The following is a 17,376-nucleotide window of genomic DNA, read 5'->3' on the forward strand; positions in this document are numbered from 1 at the left end:
CTATATTTGAAGGAACGAACATGGCTGATGGCAAAATCGTTCAGTGTATCGGCGCTGTGGTGGACGTTGAGTTTCCACGCAACGCGATGCCTAAGGTATTTGATGCCTTGAAAATGGAAGGCTCCGAGCTGACCCTGGAAGTACAACAACAGCTGGGCGACGGCGTGGTCCGTACCATTGCTCTGGGTTCGTCCGACGGCCTGCGCCGCGGCATGATGATCCAGAACACCGGCAAACCAATCATGGTTCCAGTTGGCAAAGCCACCCTGGGCCGCATCATGGACGTGCTGGGCAACCCGATCGACGAATGCGGTCCAGTTGCACACGACCAGATCGCTTCGATCCACCGCACGGCGCCTGCGTACGACGAACTGTCGCCATCGCAAGACCTGCTGGAAACCGGCATCAAGGTGATTGACCTGGTGTGCCCGTTCGCCAAAGGCGGTAAAGTCGGTCTGTTCGGCGGTGCAGGTGTGGGCAAGACCGTGAACATGATGGAACTGATCAACAACATCGCCAAAGCGCACTCGGGTCTGTCCGTGTTCGCCGGCGTGGGCGAGCGTACCCGCGAAGGTAACGACTTCTACCACGAGATGGCCGATGCCAAGGTGGTGGACCTGGAAAACCCGGAAAACTCCAAGGTAGCGATGGTCTACGGCCAGATGAACGAACCACCAGGCAACCGTCTGCGCGTTGCGCTGACCGGTCTGACCATGGCGGAAGCGTTCCGTGACGAAGGCAAAGACGTTCTGTTCTTCGTGGACAACATCTACCGCTTCACCCTGGCCGGTACCGAAGTATCCGCACTGCTGGGCCGTATGCCTTCCGCAGTGGGTTACCAGCCTACCCTGGCCGAAGAAATGGGCCGCCTGCAAGAGCGTATTACGTCCACCAAGACCGGTTCGATCACCTCGATCCAGGCCGTGTACGTTCCAGCGGATGACTTGACCGACCCGTCGCCAGCGACCACCTTCGGTCACCTGGATTCCACCGTTGTTCTGTCGCGTGACATCGCCTCGCTGGGTATCTACCCTGCAGTTGATCCACTGGACTCGACCTCGCGCCAGCTGGACCCGCTGGTCGTTGGCCAGGACCACTACGACACCGCCCGTGCCGTACAGGGCACCCTGCAGCGCTACAAGGAACTGCGCGACATTATCGCGATTCTGGGCATGGACGAACTGGCGCCGGAAGACAAGCTGCTGGTGGCACGCGCGCGTAAGATGCAGCGTTTCCTGTCGCAGCCGTTCCACGTTGCTGAAGTGTTCACCGGTTCCCCAGGTAAATACGTTTCGCTGAAAGACACGATCAAGGGCTTCAAGATGATCGCTTCGGGCGAACTGGATCACCTGCCGGAACAGGCGTTCTACATGGTCGGCACGATCGAAGAAGCAATCGAAAAAGCCAAAAAACTCAACTAATCGCTGAGTTTGCTTCGGCCCCGCCGCAAGGCGGGGCCGTCATATCCCGATAGGACACACATGGCAAATACCATACACGTAGACGTGGTTTCCGCGGAAGAGCAGATCTTCTCGGGCGAAGCCGAATTCGTCGCGTTGCCGGGCGAGCAGGGCGAGCTGGGGATCTACCCCAAGCACACCCCGCTGATCACCCGTATTCGTCCAGGCGCGGTACGCATCAAGGTAGCAGGCAAGGCTGAAGAAGAGTTCGTCTTCGTGGCCGGCGGCTTGCTGGAAGTGCAGCCGAACGCCGTTACGGTACTGGCTGACACCGCGATCCGTGGTGCAGACCTGGATGAAGCCAAAGCCTCGGCCGCCAAGAAACTGGCGGAAGAAGCCCTGGCCAACAACACCGGCAGCATTGACTACGCGAAAGCGCAAGCCGAGCTGGCCGCCGCGATCGGCCAGCTGGCCGCCATCGCCAAACTGCGCTCGAAGCAATAAGCTTTACGCAGCAGTATCAGAAAGGCAGCTTAGGCTGCCTTTTTTATTTTCCGATAATTGCTTTTCTGGCAAAATACGCGTTTCCGAACCGAAAAATTTTCTCATGAAACGTCTGCTGATCGCCTGCCTCGGCCTGAGCGCCGCCTTCTCCTGCCACGCTGCCGACGCGCCGGCGGCGCCCAAGCTGGAGGTGCACAGCCTGGCGCGCGAGTTCGTGACGTTCTGGGACGGCACGCAGGGCCTGCCTGAGGCGGAGCGCGTGCAGGCGTTCAAGACGCAGGTGGGAGCGAAGTTTCCTGAGTTCTACGGCGTGGAGCGGTACGCCGGCGCGCGCACGGCCGCCCAGCACGACGACATTATCCGCCGCAACATCGCGGCTTTTGGCGAACAGCGGCAGGCGTATCTCGACAAGGTGGACCAGTTCGGCACCGAACTGCCTGGCCACATCGCCACGTTCACGGCCGCCTTCCCGGACTTTAAGCCGGTAGTGGCCACTTACTTCCTGCATTCGCTAGGCGAGATGGATGGGGGCACACGGGTGCTGAACGGCCGCAATTACCTGATTTTCGGCGCGGATGGCATGGTGCGCTATCACGGCAAGGGCACCGAAGCCCCGTTCTTCCATCACGAGCTGTTCCACACTTACCACTACAAGCAGGCGCCGGATTGCGACGACAGCGTGCTGTGGCAGCGCCTGTGGATTGAGGGGCTGGCCACCTATGTGTCCAAAGTGCTTAACCCGCAGGCGAACGACCAGGAATTGCTGATCGACTTCCCGAAGGGCAGCGCCGCGCGCATCAGGGGGCAAATTTACGCCAACATGGCGCAACTGGAGCGTGTGTTCGACAGCCCCGACGAGGTCCAGCTAGGCAGCCTGTTCTACATGAACGGCGCCAGCGTGGACGGCCTGCCGCCCCGGCGCGGCTACATGCTGGGCTATCTGGTTGCCGAGGAATTGGGCAAGACGCGCAGCCCGGCGCAACTGGCCAATCTCAGCTGCACCGAAGCGCGCCCGCTGATCACCGCCGCGATACACACTCTGAAGCAGCAATCTTCATCTCCTTCATTCTGAATTCGCGCGCAAGCGATGAGGAATCAGCTGCACATGCCGTAGGCTTTACGGTCGTCGAAATAGCGATAGGTGAAGGTGCGGACCGGATAGCGGTCGCGGCCGATCACCATTGGCGGCGGCGTGAAGTCGAAACGTTCCGGCAGCTTGCCCTTGAATTGCATGCGGAAGCGGAATTGGGTGGCGTCCGACGTCGCGGTCGCCACCATTAATACCGGCACTTCCTTGATTACTTCCACCATTTCAGGCCTTGCGCTAGTGCCACGCTGATAAATGCTGGCGATTTCGGCATTCATCAGCGGTGCGCCTTTGGGCTGATATATCTTGAATGCGCGGCTGGTGAATTGCGCTTGGGTATTTCGCGGCAGCATATACACCAGGCCGATTTCCACCCCGCCTTCCGGTAACGCCACAGGCGCCGTGGCGGTCACGAATATCCCTTTCGGCAAGTCAAAGCGCGATTCGTCCACCCAGTTCTTGCAATCAGGCGTTTTAGCCTGGTACAGGTCGACCGGAGTGTAGCTATCGCCGCAAGCGGCAAGGGCGAACAGAAGCGAAAGTGGCGCATAGCGGCGCATATGTATTACCGGTAGTGGTGGAATACCCGCATGGTATCAGAAATCAGCGCTTCTCTTCTATTAAAGCCAGCAAATGGCCGTCCGGATCGCGGAAGAACGCCATCCATAATTCGTGATCCGACATTTTCGTCACCAGGTGCGGCGTGCCGTCGAAGCGAACCGATTTGGCCTTCAACTTATCAGTGACCGCTTCAATGTCTTTGACGGAGAAATAAATACAGGTGCCCTGCCCCGGATAGATTTGCCGGGTAGTGCCTTCGAGCATTAAGCGCACGCCATCGCAATCAAAAAATACCAGCTCGCCAAAACGGTAAAGCTTGTGCAGTCCAAGAACCTCGCCGTAAAACCTTTCCGCTTCGTCGGCATCCGACACTGCCATTGCGATTTGGCCCACTTTGGATAACGCCATGTTTCGCTCCCACGCTGAGTTGATCGTTACAGACTAGGCGTTTTGCCGCCCGCATTCAAGCGTGCAGGGCGTGCCAAGCACGAATCAAGCATGATCAAGCCAGAAGCTGGCATAAAATCGGCGCCGGAAGGGCCGAAACGGCCCTTCCGCGGTTGAATTGCGCGTGCTAGTTGCGCTTGTCGTGGCTGCGCTTGGTGCCAGCCTTGTTCAGCACCTTCCACTTGGCTTTCTCCGCGATCCGGTCCAGCGGAGTTTGCTGGCTGCGCTGCGCATCGCGTACCAGCTTATGGAAATTCAATAGCCGGTCGGAATGAATATTCCCGCGCACCGCACAGCCGGGTTCGGATTCGTGGCGGCAATCGCGGAATTGGCAGTCAGCCGCCAGGAGCGCGATATCGTTGAATACCGACGTCAGCGCTTCTTCGTCGGCATCCGGCCGCCAGGTGCGCAATCCCGGCGTATCGATAATGCAAGCTCCATCGGGACATAAATGCAGGGAGCGCGCCGTCGTGGTATGGCGGCCCCTGCCATCGCCCTTTCTGATGCCGCCGGTTTCCTGATGCGCTGAGGTGAGCGTATTTGTCAGAGTGGATTTACCGGCGCCGGATGAGCCCAGCAGGCATAAAGTCTGGCCGGCACCAAGCCAGGGACTTAATTCTGCAATCGAATTCGGGCTGTGGGCATTAACGCAGAGGACGGGAATATGGGGCGGCAGCCGGCCGCTTATGTCGTCCATCCGTTGCGGCGAATTTCCGGCAATATCAGCCTTGGTTAATACGATAACCGGTGCAATAGCTGAGGTCCGCACAATTGCGATATAACGCTCCAGCCGGCGTAAATTAAAATCGTGGTCCAGGCCCATTACCAGCAGGGCGGTGTCGATATTGCTGGCGATGGATTGCCGATTTCCGTCTGCGGACAGTCGCGCAATATGATTGGTTGGGGATAATTGCTGGCTTATCCACAATTCGTTTATATCATTTGATTCTGTGACGACCCAGTCCCCGACTGCAAGGGCGCCATCGCCTAATAGCCGGGGCAGGGCGCGAGCCTTATATTCGGCGTTGCCGTCGTGCACGGAAAACCAGCTGCGCTGGACTTCCGTTAATCGCATCAGTTGCGCGCCGGCAGGGGCGGGCTCCAATGTGTGCAGTTGGCTAGCGGTGAACTGGTTGAATCCGATGCGGCGTAATACTTCGAAATTAAATTCGATCATGATGAGTGGTGTTCCTGTATCCGGGATTGCCCGCGGCGCGCGCGAGCACAGCCAGCCGCGAAGTGCGGAGGCGCGAAAAGTCAGGGATAGGCCGGCGCGCGGTCAGGCGCGGCCAGACACCAGCTCGATTAAAGCAGGGGGCGTGGACGGGCGGTCAGGCGGCCGGCAGGAGGACAATGTCAAAGGTCTGCATTTTGTGGTCTCCTGTGGATAAGTGATGGAAGCCGCCAGTGTGGCACCGGCTTGTGGAAGAGTCAATTGTTTGCACTGCGGCGGATGGTATTCAACTGGCAACCTTGCGGCGCGAGCGCGTCCTGGATCACCGCCAGCGCGGTTTGCGGCTGGCTGGCGCCGCACATGAAGATGTCCACCGCCGCGAAGCCATCCTCCGGCCAGGTGTGGATGGAAATGTGGGATTCCGCGAGCAGCACCACGCCGGTCACACCCAGGCCTTCGCCGAAACCGTGGAAGTGGCTGTGCAGCACCCGTGCGCCGGCGGCGGCGGCGGCCGAGCGCAGCAGCGCTTCCAGTTCGTCGCAATCGCTCAGCCGGCTGGCGTGGATGCCGGACAGGTCGGCCAGCAGGTGGCTGCCGGCGGGCAGGTGGATGCGTTCGCAAACCGTGCCGCTCACTTGTGGCCTCCGCCGCCCGAGCCGCCGCCGTAGCTGCCGCCGCCGCCGCCGGTATGTGAACTCCAGCCGGAGCCGCCGCCGCTCGATGGGCCCAGGGAACCGAACATGCGGGCCCAGCTGCTGCAGCTGGTCATGGTGAATACCACCAGCGCGTACACCAGATAGCGCTTCAAGTAGGGTCCCCTTTATCGATGGAGTCCAGGAACAGCGCGGGCAGGTAGATGGCCAGCACGCCGAGCAGGTTGAGCATCAGCGAGCCGCCGAAATTGACCAGCAGGGGAATCGCGTTCACCGCCAGCATCACCATGATGAATTTTTTGGCAGCGTTGCCGTAACGGCCTTTTTGCGGCGGCGCCGCGCGCATCAGGTTTTTCACCGGCACGCCAAACCACAGGTGGACCTGGTCGGCCGGGATGCGGGTGGAGCGCGACCAGGTCAGCTCCTCGCCGCTCAGTTCCGCCGCCAGGCGGGTCTGGCCGCGTTCGAATTCGTAGACGCGGGTATGGTCGCCCACCTGCACGCGCCAGTTGAAGGCGCCGGCCGCGTACACCACCGTGGCGCCGTAGTCGTACAGCTTGCCGTACATGACCTTGTCCAGCGACACGGTATCGGCGCTCGTCTTTTCCCACTCCGGCCAGGCCGGCATCACATTGGCGCGCCACCAGCCGTCATCCGTCTCCACCAGCCAGGTGAAGCCGGCCTTGGCGCCGGACAGCAGGTACTCGGTCCAGCGCGCGCCCTCGTCGTCCTCGCGCACCATGAAGCCGATCACGCGGTAGCGCTGCTTGTTGATGGTGGCTTCGGCGCCCAGCGACAGGGTGGTGCCGACTTTTTCCACCTGCTCGCCAGCCGCCAGCACCTGCGCCTTGGGGCTGGCCGCATCGATTTGCGCATGGCAGGAAGGGCACAGCAAGTTGGCGGTCTGGCCGGGCAGGTAGTTGATGGCGCCGCCGCAGGACGGACAAGTCAGCGCCGTCAGCTTGCCGCGATAGCGGCCCGCGCTGCGTTCGATCTGTTCCTCGTCGCGCAGCAGCTGGCATTGCATGGCTTCCAGCGTGACGGACATGCCGGTGTACACCACGGGTTCCGGTCCGTCCGAATAGTCCAGCGTGAGGAAGCTGCTGCCGCGCCGGAAGTCGGCCACCCTGGCTTGCCAGCCGTCGCCCACCTTGAACGGCAGTTCGCCCTGGCCGCCGATGCACTCCGCAGTGCGCACTTCGGACACCATCAGCCGCTCGCCGCCCACGCGCACCATTTCGCCGGCCTTCAGTTCCTCGAAGGCTGGCAGGGGCGGCTGCGTGCCGCGCGCGGAGGTGACGGTGTACAGGCCGGACGAGTCGCCCAGCCAGGACGCGGCGCCGTCGTCGAACAGCAGATACCACTCGTTCCACATGCCGGCCGAATAGCGCAGCTGGATGCGGCCGATCACGGTGAACGCGCGCCCGCCCAGCACACCGGAGGTGCCGATCTGCACCGGCGAGTAGTCCTCCAGCACGGAGGACATCTTGCCCAGGTCCTTGACCGCGTCCTCATCCTTCAGCACGCGCGTATTGCAGTACTCGCACACGGCCATGACCGAGGCGTGCGAGCGGAACTTGACTTCCGCGCCGCAGCTGGGACAGGAGACTATTTGCATGTACGCGGTCTTAGCCTATCAGTTTCTTGAGCAGTTCGGACTTGGCGCTGTCGTAGTCGGCGGCCGAGATCAGGCCTTTGTCCAGCAGGCCTTTCAGCTTTTCCAGGCGCGCTTCGATGCCTTCTTCGGCCGGGGCCGGAGCTGCGGCGGCAGGGACAGGTGCGCCCGGATGCGAGCTGGCCGGTGCCAGCGTGGAGCCGACCGCCTGGCCCATGGCCTGGCCCAGCATCACGCCCGCGCCCAGGCCGGCGCCGATGCCGGCGATGCCGCCCTCGTTCTGCGCCGCCAGCGGAATGGCGCTGGCGGTCTGGAACTTGGTGAAGCCGCTCATCTTGTCGGTGCTCAGGCCGCCCTTCATGCCGGCCGAGATGCGCTCGTCCAGCGCCGCCTGCAGTTCTTCCGGCAGGCTCACGCTGGCCACGTTGAACTCGTCCAGCCCGATGCCGTAGCGCGCGAAGGCGTCGGCCAGGTCGCCGCGCACTTCCTGCGCCATCAGCGCCTGGTTGGCGGCCATGTCCAGGAAGGCCACGTTGGCCGAACCCAGCGAGCTGGCCATGGTGGCCATCAGGATGCCGCGCAGCTGGTCTTCCACGTCGTCGCGCGTGTATTCCTCGCGGGTGCCGCTCAATTCGGTATAGAACTTGCGCGGATCGGCCACGCGATACGAGTACATGCCGAAGGCGCGCACCCGGATCATGTCGAAATCCTTGTCGCGGATGGTGATCGGCTGCTGCGTGCCCCACTTGCGGCCGGTCTGCACGCGGGTGCTGAAGAAGTACACGTCCGACTTGAACGGCGAGTCGAACAGCTTGTCCCAGTTTTTCAGGTTGGTCAGCAGCGGCAGGGTTTGCGTGGTCAGGGTGTGGGTACCGGGGCCGAACACGTCGGCGATCTGGCCCTCGTTGACGAAGACCGCCACCTGCGACTCGCGCACCACCAGCACGCCGCCGTTCTGGATTTCCATGTCCGCCATGGGGAAGCGCCAGGCCAGTACGCCTTCCTTGTCTTCCGTCCATTGCAGAACGTCGATAAACTGCTTCTTGATAAAGCTGCCGAGACCCATGATAGTCGTCCTTAAAAGTGCGGTGTCAGGAAATGCAGGCGGCGTTGATGGCGCCGATGGCCAGAGATACGGCGCCTAGCAGGCCGCCGAACGCGGTGTTGCCCGATTCGATATGGTCCTGCGCCATGCGCAGCGCGCGCGTGGTGCAGAAGTAGGCCAGGATCTGGACCACCATGGCGCCGAAAGACCACAGGAAGAACTGCTGGTAGTCCGCCGTGTGCAGCAGGCTGGAAGCGATCGTCATCGAGAAGCCCAGCAGCGATCCGCTCAGCGACAGTGCCGCCGCGTTGTTCCCCTGCCTGATCAGCAGCACCTCGTTGTACGGCGTGAGGCGGGTGTAGATCATGAAGAACATCGCCAGCAGCAAAGCGGCCAGAAACAGGTGAATCACGTAGTTTAGGATGGGCGGCACGGCGTTCCTCGGTTAAAGTGGCTATCCTGATAATTGTTCATCATAAAACATTCGCACCCACATGACAAAAAAGATTCTGATCCTGTCCGTATTCGTGGTCGCTTCATGCGGATTGGCGTACGAACTGATCGCCGGTGCCCTGTCCAGCTATCTGCTGGGCGATTCCATCCTGCAGTTCTCCACCATCATCGGGTGCTATCTGTTTGCCATGGGCGTGGGCGCCCACCTGTCCAAGTACGTGAAGGACGAGGACGTGCTGGCGCGCTTCGTGGACATTGAACTGGCGGTCGGCCTGATTGGCGGCGTCTCCGCCGCGCTGTTGTTCCTCACCTTCTCCTGGATGACCGCGCCGTTCCGCGGCCTGCTCTACACCACGGTGTTCATGATCGGCTGCATGGTCGGCATGGAAGTGCCGCTGGTAATGCGCGCGCTGAACGAGCGCAATACCGAATTCAGTGAGCTGGTCAGCCGCGTGCTGACCTTCGACTACCTGGGTGCGCTGGCCGTGTCGCTGTTGTTCCCGCTGGTGCTGGCACCGTATCTTGGCCTGGTGCGCACCGGCTTCTTGTTCGGCATGCTCAATGTCGGCGTAGGCCTGTGGACCATTTACGTGTTCCGCGCCGAGTTGGCCAACGTCACCGGCCGCGTGCTGCGCGCGTCGGCGGTGATGTGCGTGCTGCTGTTCGGCTTCGCCTCGGCCGACCGCATGACGCACTGGGGCGAGCACGGCCTGTTCGGCGACGAAATCGTCTACTCCACCACCACGCCCTACCAGCGCCTCGTGATCACGCGCTGGAAGGATGACCTGCGCCTCTACATCAACGGCAACCTGCAGTTCTCCTCGCGCGACGAGTACCGCTACCATGAAGCGCTGGTGCACCCGGTGCTGGAGGCGCTGCCGTGGGCCCGGCGCGTGCTGGTGCTGGGCGGCGGCGACGGCCTGGCCCTGCGCGAGATCCTGCGCTATCCGAACATCGAGCAGGCCACGGTGGTGGACCTGGACCCGGCCATGACCGGCGCTTTCACCACCCGCGACGAGCTGGTGAAGCTGAACGGCGGCTCCTTCCGCGACAAGCGCACGCGCGTCATCAATGCCGACGCGGCGGTGTGGCTGCAGAACTCCACCGAGATGTTCGACGCGGTCATCATCGACTTCCCCGATCCGTCCAGCTTTGCGCTGGGCAAGCTGTATTCGGTGCCGTTCTACGGCCTGGTGAAGAAGCACCTGGCCGCCAACGGCCTGGTGGTGGTGCAATCGACTTCGCCCTTCTTCGCGCCGCACGCTTACTGGACCGTGAACGCCACGCTCAACGAGGTGGGCTTGAAGACGCACCCCTACCACGCCTACGTGCCTTCCTTCGGCGAGTGGGGCTTCATCCTGGCGTCGCCGCAGCTCGACTACCAGCCGCCGACGTCCTACAAGCTGCCGATGCGCTACCTGAACGCTGACACCACGCGCGAAATGTTCATCTTCCCGCCGGACATGAAGCCGCTGAACATGGCGCCCAACCGGCTCAACACGCAGTCGCTCGTGCACGAGTTCGAGCAGGACTGGCGCCAGGTGATACGCTGATGCTGCGCCGTTCCTTCCTGGCCTGGGCCGGCGCCAGCGGGCTGGCTGCCGCCGGCAGCGTGGCGGCCTACCAGCGCTGGCAGGAGATCACGCCCACGCTGCACTTCCCCGGCCGCGACGAAGGCCACCTGATGCGTGACCTGATGCGCGGCCCCGGGCAGGGCGGCCGCGCGCTGCCGCCGCCGTCCGAGGTGCTGGAGACCGATGTCGCCATCCTCGGCTCGGGCATCGGCGGCCTGTCTGCGGCGTGGAAGCTGAACAAGCTGGGGCACAAGGATTTCCTGATGGTGGACGGCCCCCAGCCCTTTGGCAACGCGGCCGGCGGCCGCTTCGGCGACCTGGAATACCCCACCGGCGCCCACTACCTGCCGCTGCCGTCGCCTGAGTCGGTGCATGTGCGCGAAATCCTGGCCGACCTGGGCATCATCCAGCGCGACCCGTATGCCGACAGGCCGTATTACGACGAGCGCTTCCTGCTGCACGCACCGGAGGAACGCCTGCTGTACCGGGGCCAATGGCAGGAAGGCTTCATTCCCACCGAGGGCGTGCCGGCCGAAGAACTGGCTGAACACAAGCGCTTCTTCGCCGAAGTGGAGCGCCTGCGCCAGGCGCGCGGCAGCGATGGACGGCGGATTTTCGTGTTCCCCACCGTGCAGTCCTCGGAGGATGCCGCATGGCGCAAACTGGACGGCATCACGCTCAAGCAGTGGCTTGAGCAGAACGGCTACCGTTCGCCTACCCTGCACTGGTATCTGAACTACTGCTGCCGCGACGACTACGGCGCGCGCTACGACCAGGTGTCGGCGTGGGCCGGCCTGCACTACTACTGCAGCCGCTGGGGCCATGCGGCGAATGCGGAAAACGGCACCTGGCTCACCTGGCCGGGCGGCCTGCAGCCGCTGGCTTCCGGCATGGAGCGCGCGTCCGGCGTGCAGCGTGTGGCCGGCACCGTGGCGTCGGTCAAGCGCACCGGCAGCGGCGCGGGTGCGCGGGTGGAGGCGCTGTGCTTCCGCCTGGAGAACGGCAAGCCGCGCAGCTACCTGGTGAAAGCGCGCAAGGCCATCTGCGCCATGCCGCTGTACGTGGCCGAGCGCGTGGTGGAAGGCATCCGCGGCATGGGCTATGAGCCGCAGCGCGACACGCCCGTCTACGCGCCATGGATGGTGGCCAATTTCCTGCTCAAGCGCTTCCCGGCCGAGCTGCCGCACGCGCCGCTGTCGTGGGATAACGTGGTGTACCAGGAGCCCGGGCTGGGGTTCGTGGTGTCCACGCATCAGGACATCCGCGTCACGCCGCCGGAGAAAACCGTCTTCAGCGCCTACGTGGCGCTGTCGCACCGTACCCCTGTCAGCGCGCGCCGCTGGATGGTGACAGCGTCGCCGGAGGAGCTGCTGGCGCTGGCCAGCGCGGACCTGGAGACAGCCTACGGCGCGCAGTTCGCGTCCTGCGTGGAGCGTGTCGACATCACGCTGCGCGGCCATGCCATGGCGGCGCCGCTGCCCGGCTTCCGCAGCAATCCCGGGCTGAAAGCGCTGCGCGAACTCGACGGCCCCATCCTGTTTGCGCATGCCGATTTGTCCGGCTTCTCCGTGTTCGAGGAGGCCGCGTGGTGGGGCTGCCGCGCGGCGCAACTGGCTATCAAATAGTCATCTATGTGATTATTGTATAGATCTTGCGTGATTATTCATATTTCCGTTCTAGTTGGTGAACTTACACTCACTGGCAATAAGCATAACTAAAAACGATAACTAGACTTCCGGAGAAATGTGATGAATCGAGCATACGCGCTAAGCGTCTTGCTGGCCGCAGGCATGGCCAACGCTGAAACACTGCTGCGCATCGACGCCAGCGCCCCCGCCAAAACCCCGCTCGAAAACAAGCTGCAAATGGGGACGTCCGCGTCCCCGTCCGGCGTCAAGCTGGGCGTCAACAGCCAGTACCTGACACGCGACGGCAAGCCGTGGTTGCCGGTGATGGGCGAGTTCCACTACACCCGCACCCCGCCCGCCGAATGGGACACCGAGCTGCGCAAGATGAAGGCGGCCGGCATCGACATCGTCGCCACCTACGTCATCTGGAATCACCACGAGCCGCGCGACGGCCAGTTCGACTGGAAGGGCCAGCGCGATCTGCGCCGTTTCGTGCAGCTGGCCGGCAAGGCCGGGCTGGAAGTGGTGGTGCGCATGGGCCCATGGGTGCACGCGGAAGTGCGCTACGGCGGCATTCCGGACTGGGTGGTGAACGCCATGCCGACCCGCAGCAACGACCCGCAATACCTGCGCCACGCGGACCGCCTGTACCAGCAGATCGCCGCGCAGATCAAGGGCTTGCTGTGGAAGGACGGCGGCCCGGTGGTGGGCGTGCAGCTGGAAAACGAATACAACCTGGACGGCCCGGGCGAGGGCGCCGCGCACATCAGCGCGCTGAAAGAGCTGGCGCGCAAGGCCGGCGTGGACGTGCCGCTGTATACCGTGACCGGCTGGGACCAGACGGTGTATCCCTCCGGTGAAGTGACGCCGGTGTTCGGCGGCTATCCCGACGAGCCGTGGGCGGTCAGCACCAGGGAGCTGCCGCCGAAAGAGACCTACGCATTCCGCTTCGACAGCCGCGTCAGCGGCGACCTGGGCGCGCAGACCAAGGCCAGGGGCAAGGGCACGGCGGACTCCGACATGGAAACCACGCCCTTCCTCGGCGCCGAGTACGGCGCGGGCCTGCCCTTTATGTACCGGCGCCGCACCGTGGTGTCGCCGGACGACATCGCATCCATGCTGCCGGTGCAGCTGGGCTCGGGCGTGAACCTGATCGGCTACTACATGTTCCACGGCGGCCGCAATCCGATGGACCTGACCTCGCTGGAGGAAAGCTCGCTCAGCGGCGGCTACAACGACACGCCGATGATCAGCTACGACTTCCAGGCCCCGCTGGGCCCGGACGGCCAGCAGCGCCCTGTGCTGGCCAAGCTGCGCCCCTACCACTTGTTCATGCGCGACTTCGGCGACCGCCTGGCGCCGATGACGGTGCGCAAACCGGAGCTGACGCCAACCGGTCCGGAAGACCTGGCCACGCCGCGTTTCGCCTTGCGCAGCAAGGGCGACAGCGCTTTCCTGTTCGTCAGCAACCATGTGCGCCAGTACGCCATGCCGGCGCACAAGCAGCTGCGTTTTTCCGTGCAGCTGCCGGGCGGCACCAAGACCTTCCCGCGCCGGCCGGTGGACGTGGCCGATGGCAGCTACTTCATCTGGCCGGTGAACATGGACCTGGACGGAACGCGTTTGTCCTACGCCACCGCGCAGCCGGTGGCCCGCCTGGACAACGGCAAGGCCGGCATCACCTATGTGTTCGCCGCCAGCGCCGGCGTGCCGGTGGAGCTGGCCTTCGAGGGCGGCGCTGCGGACCGCCTCTCGGCGCCCGGCGCGCGCATCGTGAAAGCGGACGGCGATGCGGTGGTTGAAGGCATCACGCCCGGCACCGGTGCCGCCGTGACCATCCAGCGCGCGCAGAAGCCGCCGGTCACGCTGCTGGTGCTCACGCCGCAGCAGGCGGAGAGTATGACGGTGGAGCAGTTCGCCGGCCAGCGCCGCCTGGTGCTGAGCGCCCAGCAGACCTGGTACGAAGGCGGCGCGCTGCGCTTGCGTTCGGACGGCGACGCGGCTTTCCGTTTTGCGGTTTACCCCGCGCTGCCGAAGGCACCCACGGCAGCGGCGGCATCGGCGCCATCGAAGTCCGGCGCCGCATTGCGCGCCAGTACCGACGGCGTGTTCCAGGCCTTCGAGGCCCGCCTGCCGGAACGCCGCGCGGAAGCGAAGATTACGCCGCTGCGCGAGGCAAAGAATGTAGGCCCGGTGGTGGTGGGCGGACTGGCGCGCGCCGCCATCCAGCCGATACCGGAAGCGTTCCGCAACGCGGCTGCCTGGCGCATCGATCTGCCGCAGGGCGAGAAGAACGCGCTGGTGGAGCTGGACTTCGTCGGCGACATCGGCCGCCTGTTCAACGGCACCCGCATGCTGGACGACTGGTACTACAGCGGCTACGGCTGGCAATACGCGGCGGCGCACGCCGGCACGGGTCCGCTGACCCTGTCCGTGCTGCCGCTGCGCGCCGATGCGCCCATCTATCTTCCCAAGGAAGGCCGCCCGGATTTCGGCGGCAAGCAGCAAGTGGCGGCGCTGCGCGGCGTGAAGGTCACGCCGGTCTACACGCTGGCAGTACAACCATAAAAAAATCATAAACCAAGAGGGAGATCTCCATGCAACAGAAAAAGCTCAGCTGGCTTATCGCCAGTCTGTTCACGATGCCGTTCGCCGTTACCGAAGCTGCGGCGCAAAACCAGCAGGCTGCTGAAGCGGCGCAGCCGGTGCAGCAAGTGACCGTGTCCGGCATCCGCAGCTCGGTGCGCAACGCGCTGGCCGTCAAGGAAGCGTCAAACAGCATGGTCGAAGTCATCGCCTCCGAAGACATCGGCAAGCTGCCCGACACCACCATTGCCGAATCGCTGGCGCGCCTGCCCGGCCTGTCGTCCGGGCTGGACCGCGGCAACGCCAGCCAGATCGTGGCGCGCGGCCTTGGCCCGCGCTTCATCGGCGCCACCCTGAACGGCCGTGAGCTGGCGTCGTCCGAGCCGGCGCGCGCGGTGCGCTTCGAACAGTTCCCGTCCGAGTCGCTGAGCGGCGCCACGGTGTATAAAACGCAATCCGCCGAGCTGGTGGAAGGCGGCGTGGCCACCACCATCGACCTGCAGACCGTGCAGCCGCTGAAATACAACGGCCGCCAGGCCACGCTGCGCGCCGACGCGCTGTACTACCCCATCTCCAAGGACGTTCCCGGCGCGGACAAGACCGCGCCGCGCCTGGGCGGCGTCTACATCGACCAGTTCAACGACCGCACGCTGGGCGTGGCGCTGGCCTTCAGCTACCAGGACCAGCCATCGGTGCAGAAGAACATCAAGCACTGGGGCTTCAACGAAGACCATTCCGGCGACCTGAATGGCGACGGCAAGGCGGACAAGTCGCCGTGGGGCTTCGAGGACGGCATCAAGCGCGGCAACGACAAGCGTTCCAGCGTGCTGGGCAAGGTGGAATTCAAGGCCAGCCCGGACGCCTTCATCACCGCCGACGCCTACTATTCGCAGGCGAAGATCCGCGAGCCGGGCCTGTCGCACTGGAGCGGCGACGTGGGCAACTGGGACGGCTGGCAGAAGGCCAACTACAGCAACGTGGACATCCGCGACGGCTACGTGGTGGGCGCCAGCGTGAAGGACGTGGGCCTGACCACCAACGATACGCTGTGGACGCAGGACATGGACACGCTGGCGCTGGGCCTGAACGGCAAGTTCAACGCCGGCGCCTGGAAACTGGAAGGCGACCTGTCCAGCTCCCGCTCCGGCCGCGACAGCCAGTGGCGCGATCTGCGCCAGGTGAGCAAGGGCGGCGGCACCATCAGCTGGGCCTTCACCGGCAACGAGCGCCAGGATTATTCCTTCGGCCAGGACACCGGCAACCCGGCCGCTTTCGGCCCGGCCAAGCTGTACGTGGACACCGACGGCCATCTGAACGACAAGCTCACCGCGCTGCACCTGAACGCCGCGCGCGACGTGGACGCCGGCCCGCTCAAGCGCATCAAGCTGGGCGCGCGCGCCACCGACCGCGAGAAGAGCTATGGCCAGACCACCTGGGATCTGTCGCCGCTGGGCGGCGCCAGCCTGTCCGACGCCGACTACGAGCGCGTGGTGGTGCCGGGCTTCGCGCCCTACATCGCGCTGAAGGACTTCCTCGGCAGCACCAGCAAGGTGTTCGGCGCCAGCGCCTTCGACCCCGCCGGCCGCACCCGCACGCAGAACGACCTGCTGTCGGGCTGGAAGGTCACCGAGCGCAGCACCTCGCTGTACGGCCAGGGTGAACTGGAAGGCGAGAACTACCGCGGCAACGTGGGCCTGCGCGTGGTGCGCACCCGCCAGACCGGCGAAGGCATGCAGTCGCTGGGCGGCGCCACGCCCACCGCCGTGAGCGAGCGCAGCAGCTACACCGAGGTCCTGCCCAGCCTGAACCTGATCTTCAACCTGGACGAAAAGCAGGAGCGCCAGCTGCGTTTCAGCCTGGCCCGCGCCATGTCGCGCGCGCCGCTCGATGAAATGCGCGGTTCGCGCAACCTGAACGTGGATTCCAACCCCGCCCAGCCGCTCACCGGCAGCGCCGGCAATCCCGGCCTGAAGCCCATGATGGCTAACCAGGCCGACCTGGCCTACCAGTGGTATTTCGACAAGGGCTCGCTGCTGTCCGCCGGCCTGTTCTACAAGAAGATCAGCCGCTACATCGGCATCACCGGCGACACCACCACCATCAACGGCCGTCCGGCGGTCATCACGCGCTCGACCAACGGGGAAGGCGGCAATGTGCGCGGCGTGGAGCTGATTTACCAGCAGTCCTTCGCCAACGGCTTCGGCATCGCCAGCAATTACTCCTACACCAGCAGCGACATCAAGGAGAATTTCCCGGCCGGCCATCCCTTCCCGATCGAAGGCTTGATGCGGCATAACGGCGGCGCCACGCTGTGGTACGAGCGTGGCGGCTACGAGGCGCGCCTGTCGGCCAACTATCACAGCGCCTTCGTGCGCAATCCGACCTGGAACGCCGGCCAGCTGATCGAGAACGAGGATGAAACCTTTGTCTCCATGAACCTGGCCAGGCAGCTGACGCCGCAGCTGCAGCTGCGTTTCGGCATTGAAAACCTGACCAACCAGAAAGTGGTCTACACCAGTGCCAACAATCCTTACCAGCAGGAAGTAACCGAGTTCGGCCGCCGCTACAACCTGGGCCTGACTTACAAGTTCTAAGCCGCTGTTGGCGGGTTAGGCGCTTTGCGCTAACCCGCCCTACGGGTTTTGATGC

15 protein-coding genes are annotated in these 17,376 nt (G+C 63.9%); 7 read left to right on the forward strand and 8 right to left on the reverse strand.

What is annotated here, in order from left to right; translation table 11 throughout:
* Window positions 1-20: 20 nt before the first annotated feature.
* From atpD to ASC94_RS21875, 3 genes are all read left to right on the forward strand, one after another.
* Window positions 21-1,421 carry a F0F1 ATP synthase subunit beta gene (atpD, locus tag ASC94_RS21865; protein ID WP_025595448.1) on the forward strand — a complete coding sequence of 467 codons (1,401 nt, stop codon included), beginning with the start codon at window positions 21-23 and terminating at the stop codon, window positions 1,419-1,421.
* A gap of 60 nt (window positions 1,422-1,481) precedes the next feature.
* Window positions 1,482-1,904, forward strand: coding sequence for a F0F1 ATP synthase subunit epsilon (locus ASC94_RS21870; RefSeq protein ID WP_056400534.1), 423 nt, complete (start codon window positions 1,482-1,484; stop codon window positions 1,902-1,904).
* Window positions 1,905-2,007: 103 nt separating this feature from the next.
* Window positions 2,008-2,976, forward strand: coding sequence for a hypothetical protein (locus ASC94_RS21875; RefSeq protein WP_056400537.1), 969 nt, complete (start codon window positions 2,008-2,010; stop codon window positions 2,974-2,976).
* A 23-nt stretch (window positions 2,977-2,999) separates the two neighbouring features.
* Here the strand turns inward: ASC94_RS21875 and ASC94_RS21880 are convergent, their stop codons facing one another.
* The 8 genes from ASC94_RS21880 to ASC94_RS21910 all read right to left on the reverse strand — a co-directional run bounded on the left by ASC94_RS21880 (window position 3,000) and on the right by ASC94_RS21910 (window position 8,919).
* Window positions 3,000-3,551, reverse strand: coding sequence for a hypothetical protein (locus ASC94_RS21880; protein ID WP_056400539.1), 552 nt, complete (start codon window positions 3,549-3,551; stop codon window positions 3,000-3,002).
* Window positions 3,552-3,594: 43 nt separating this feature from the next.
* Window positions 3,595-3,960, reverse strand: a complete 366-nt coding sequence (locus tag ASC94_RS21885) for a VOC family protein (protein WP_056400541.1) — start codon at window positions 3,958-3,960, stop codon at window positions 3,595-3,597.
* Between the two features lie 166 nt (window positions 3,961-4,126).
* Window positions 4,127-5,176, reverse strand: coding sequence for a ribosome small subunit-dependent GTPase A (gene rsgA, locus ASC94_RS21890; RefSeq protein WP_056400544.1), 1,050 nt, complete (start codon window positions 5,174-5,176; stop codon window positions 4,127-4,129).
* Window positions 5,177-5,430: 254 nt separating this feature from the next.
* Entirely contained in the window at window positions 5,431-5,808 is a 378-nt protein-coding gene (gene speD / locus ASC94_RS21895) for an adenosylmethionine decarboxylase (protein ID WP_229417372.1), read from the reverse strand.
* Window positions 5,805-5,981, reverse strand: coding sequence for a hypothetical protein (locus ASC94_RS33285; protein ID WP_200955804.1), 177 nt, complete (start codon window positions 5,979-5,981; stop codon window positions 5,805-5,807). The genes speD and ASC94_RS33285 overlap by 4 nt, the downstream gene beginning before the upstream one ends.
* The gene (locus tag ASC94_RS21900; protein WP_056400547.1) at window positions 5,978-7,444 is read right to left on the reverse strand and encodes a DUF4178 domain-containing protein; all 1,467 of its coding nucleotides are present in this window, start codon (window positions 7,442-7,444) and stop codon (window positions 5,978-5,980) included. Before ASC94_RS21900 ends, ASC94_RS33285 begins: the two co-directional genes overlap by 4 nt.
* A gap of 10 nt (window positions 7,445-7,454) precedes the next feature.
* A complete protein-coding gene (locus tag ASC94_RS21905; RefSeq protein WP_056400550.1) occupies window positions 7,455-8,507 on the reverse strand; it encodes an SPFH domain-containing protein in 1,053 nt (350 codons plus the stop codon).
* 25 nt (window positions 8,508-8,532) lie between these two features.
* Window positions 8,533-8,919, reverse strand: a complete 387-nt coding sequence (locus tag ASC94_RS21910) for a DUF350 domain-containing protein (RefSeq protein ID WP_082616739.1) — start codon at window positions 8,917-8,919, stop codon at window positions 8,533-8,535.
* Between the two features lie 61 nt (window positions 8,920-8,980).
* Here ASC94_RS21910 and ASC94_RS21915 point away from each other — a divergent pair, with 61 nt between their 5' ends.
* The 4 genes from ASC94_RS21915 to ASC94_RS21930 all read left to right on the forward strand — a co-directional run bounded on the left by ASC94_RS21915 (window position 8,981) and on the right by ASC94_RS21930 (window position 17,321).
* On the forward strand, window positions 8,981-10,492 hold the full coding sequence (locus tag ASC94_RS21915; protein WP_056400553.1) for a polyamine aminopropyltransferase: 1,512 nt from the start codon (window positions 8,981-8,983) through the stop codon (window positions 10,490-10,492).
* Window positions 10,492-12,138 (forward strand): NAD(P)/FAD-dependent oxidoreductase, encoded by a 1,647-nt coding sequence (locus ASC94_RS21920; RefSeq protein WP_056400555.1) that lies wholly within the window; start codon window positions 10,492-10,494, stop codon window positions 12,136-12,138. The genes ASC94_RS21915 and ASC94_RS21920 overlap by 1 nt, the downstream gene beginning before the upstream one ends.
* Window positions 12,139-12,261: 123 nt before the next feature.
* Window positions 12,262-14,709 carry a beta-galactosidase gene (locus ASC94_RS21925; RefSeq protein WP_056400558.1) on the forward strand — a complete coding sequence of 816 codons (2,448 nt, stop codon included), beginning with the start codon at window positions 12,262-12,264 and terminating at the stop codon, window positions 14,707-14,709.
* 29 nt (window positions 14,710-14,738) lie between these two features.
* Window positions 14,739-17,321, forward strand: a complete 2,583-nt coding sequence (locus tag ASC94_RS21930; RefSeq protein WP_056400561.1) for a TonB-dependent receptor — start codon at window positions 14,739-14,741, stop codon at window positions 17,319-17,321.
* Window positions 17,322-17,376: the final 55 nt, after the last annotated feature.

The sequence above is a fragment of the Massilia sp. Root418 genome, from assembly GCF_001425265.1.
Lineage (GTDB): Bacteria > Pseudomonadota > Gammaproteobacteria > Burkholderiales > Burkholderiaceae_D > Rugamonas.

Bases quoted from the DNA above. Each gene is read 5' to 3' on its own strand.
- atpD (WP_025595448.1), top strand. From the start codon at position 21: ATGGCTGATGGCAAAATCGTTCAGTGTATCGGCGCTGTGGTGGACGTT.
- ASC94_RS21870 (WP_056400534.1), top strand. From the start codon at position 1,482: ATGGCAAATACCATACACGTAGACGTGGTTTCCGCGGAAGAGCAGATC.
- ASC94_RS21875 (WP_056400537.1), top strand. From the start codon at position 2,008: ATGAAACGTCTGCTGATCGCCTGCCTCGGCCTGAGCGCCGCCTTCTCC.
- ASC94_RS21880 (WP_056400539.1), bottom strand. From the start codon at position 3,551: ATGCGCCGCTATGCGCCACTTTCGCTTCTGTTCGCCCTTGCCGCTTGC.
- ASC94_RS21885 (WP_056400541.1), bottom strand. From the start codon at position 3,960: ATGGCGTTATCCAAAGTGGGCCAAATCGCAATGGCAGTGTCGGATGCC.
- rsgA (WP_056400544.1), bottom strand. From the start codon at position 5,176: ATGATCGAATTTAATTTCGAAGTATTACGCCGCATCGGATTCAACCAG.
- ASC94_RS21900 (WP_056400547.1), bottom strand. From the start codon at position 7,444: ATGCAAATAGTCTCCTGTCCCAGCTGCGGCGCGGAAGTCAAGTTCCGC.
- ASC94_RS21905 (WP_056400550.1), bottom strand. From the start codon at position 8,507: ATGGGTCTCGGCAGCTTTATCAAGAAGCAGTTTATCGACGTTCTGCAA.
- ASC94_RS21915 (WP_056400553.1), top strand. From the start codon at position 8,981: ATGACAAAAAAGATTCTGATCCTGTCCGTATTCGTGGTCGCTTCATGC.
- ASC94_RS21920 (WP_056400555.1), top strand. From the start codon at position 10,492: ATGCTGCGCCGTTCCTTCCTGGCCTGGGCCGGCGCCAGCGGGCTGGCT.
- ASC94_RS21925 (WP_056400558.1), top strand. From the start codon at position 12,262: ATGAATCGAGCATACGCGCTAAGCGTCTTGCTGGCCGCAGGCATGGCC.
- ASC94_RS21930 (WP_056400561.1), top strand. From the start codon at position 14,739: ATGCAACAGAAAAAGCTCAGCTGGCTTATCGCCAGTCTGTTCACGATG.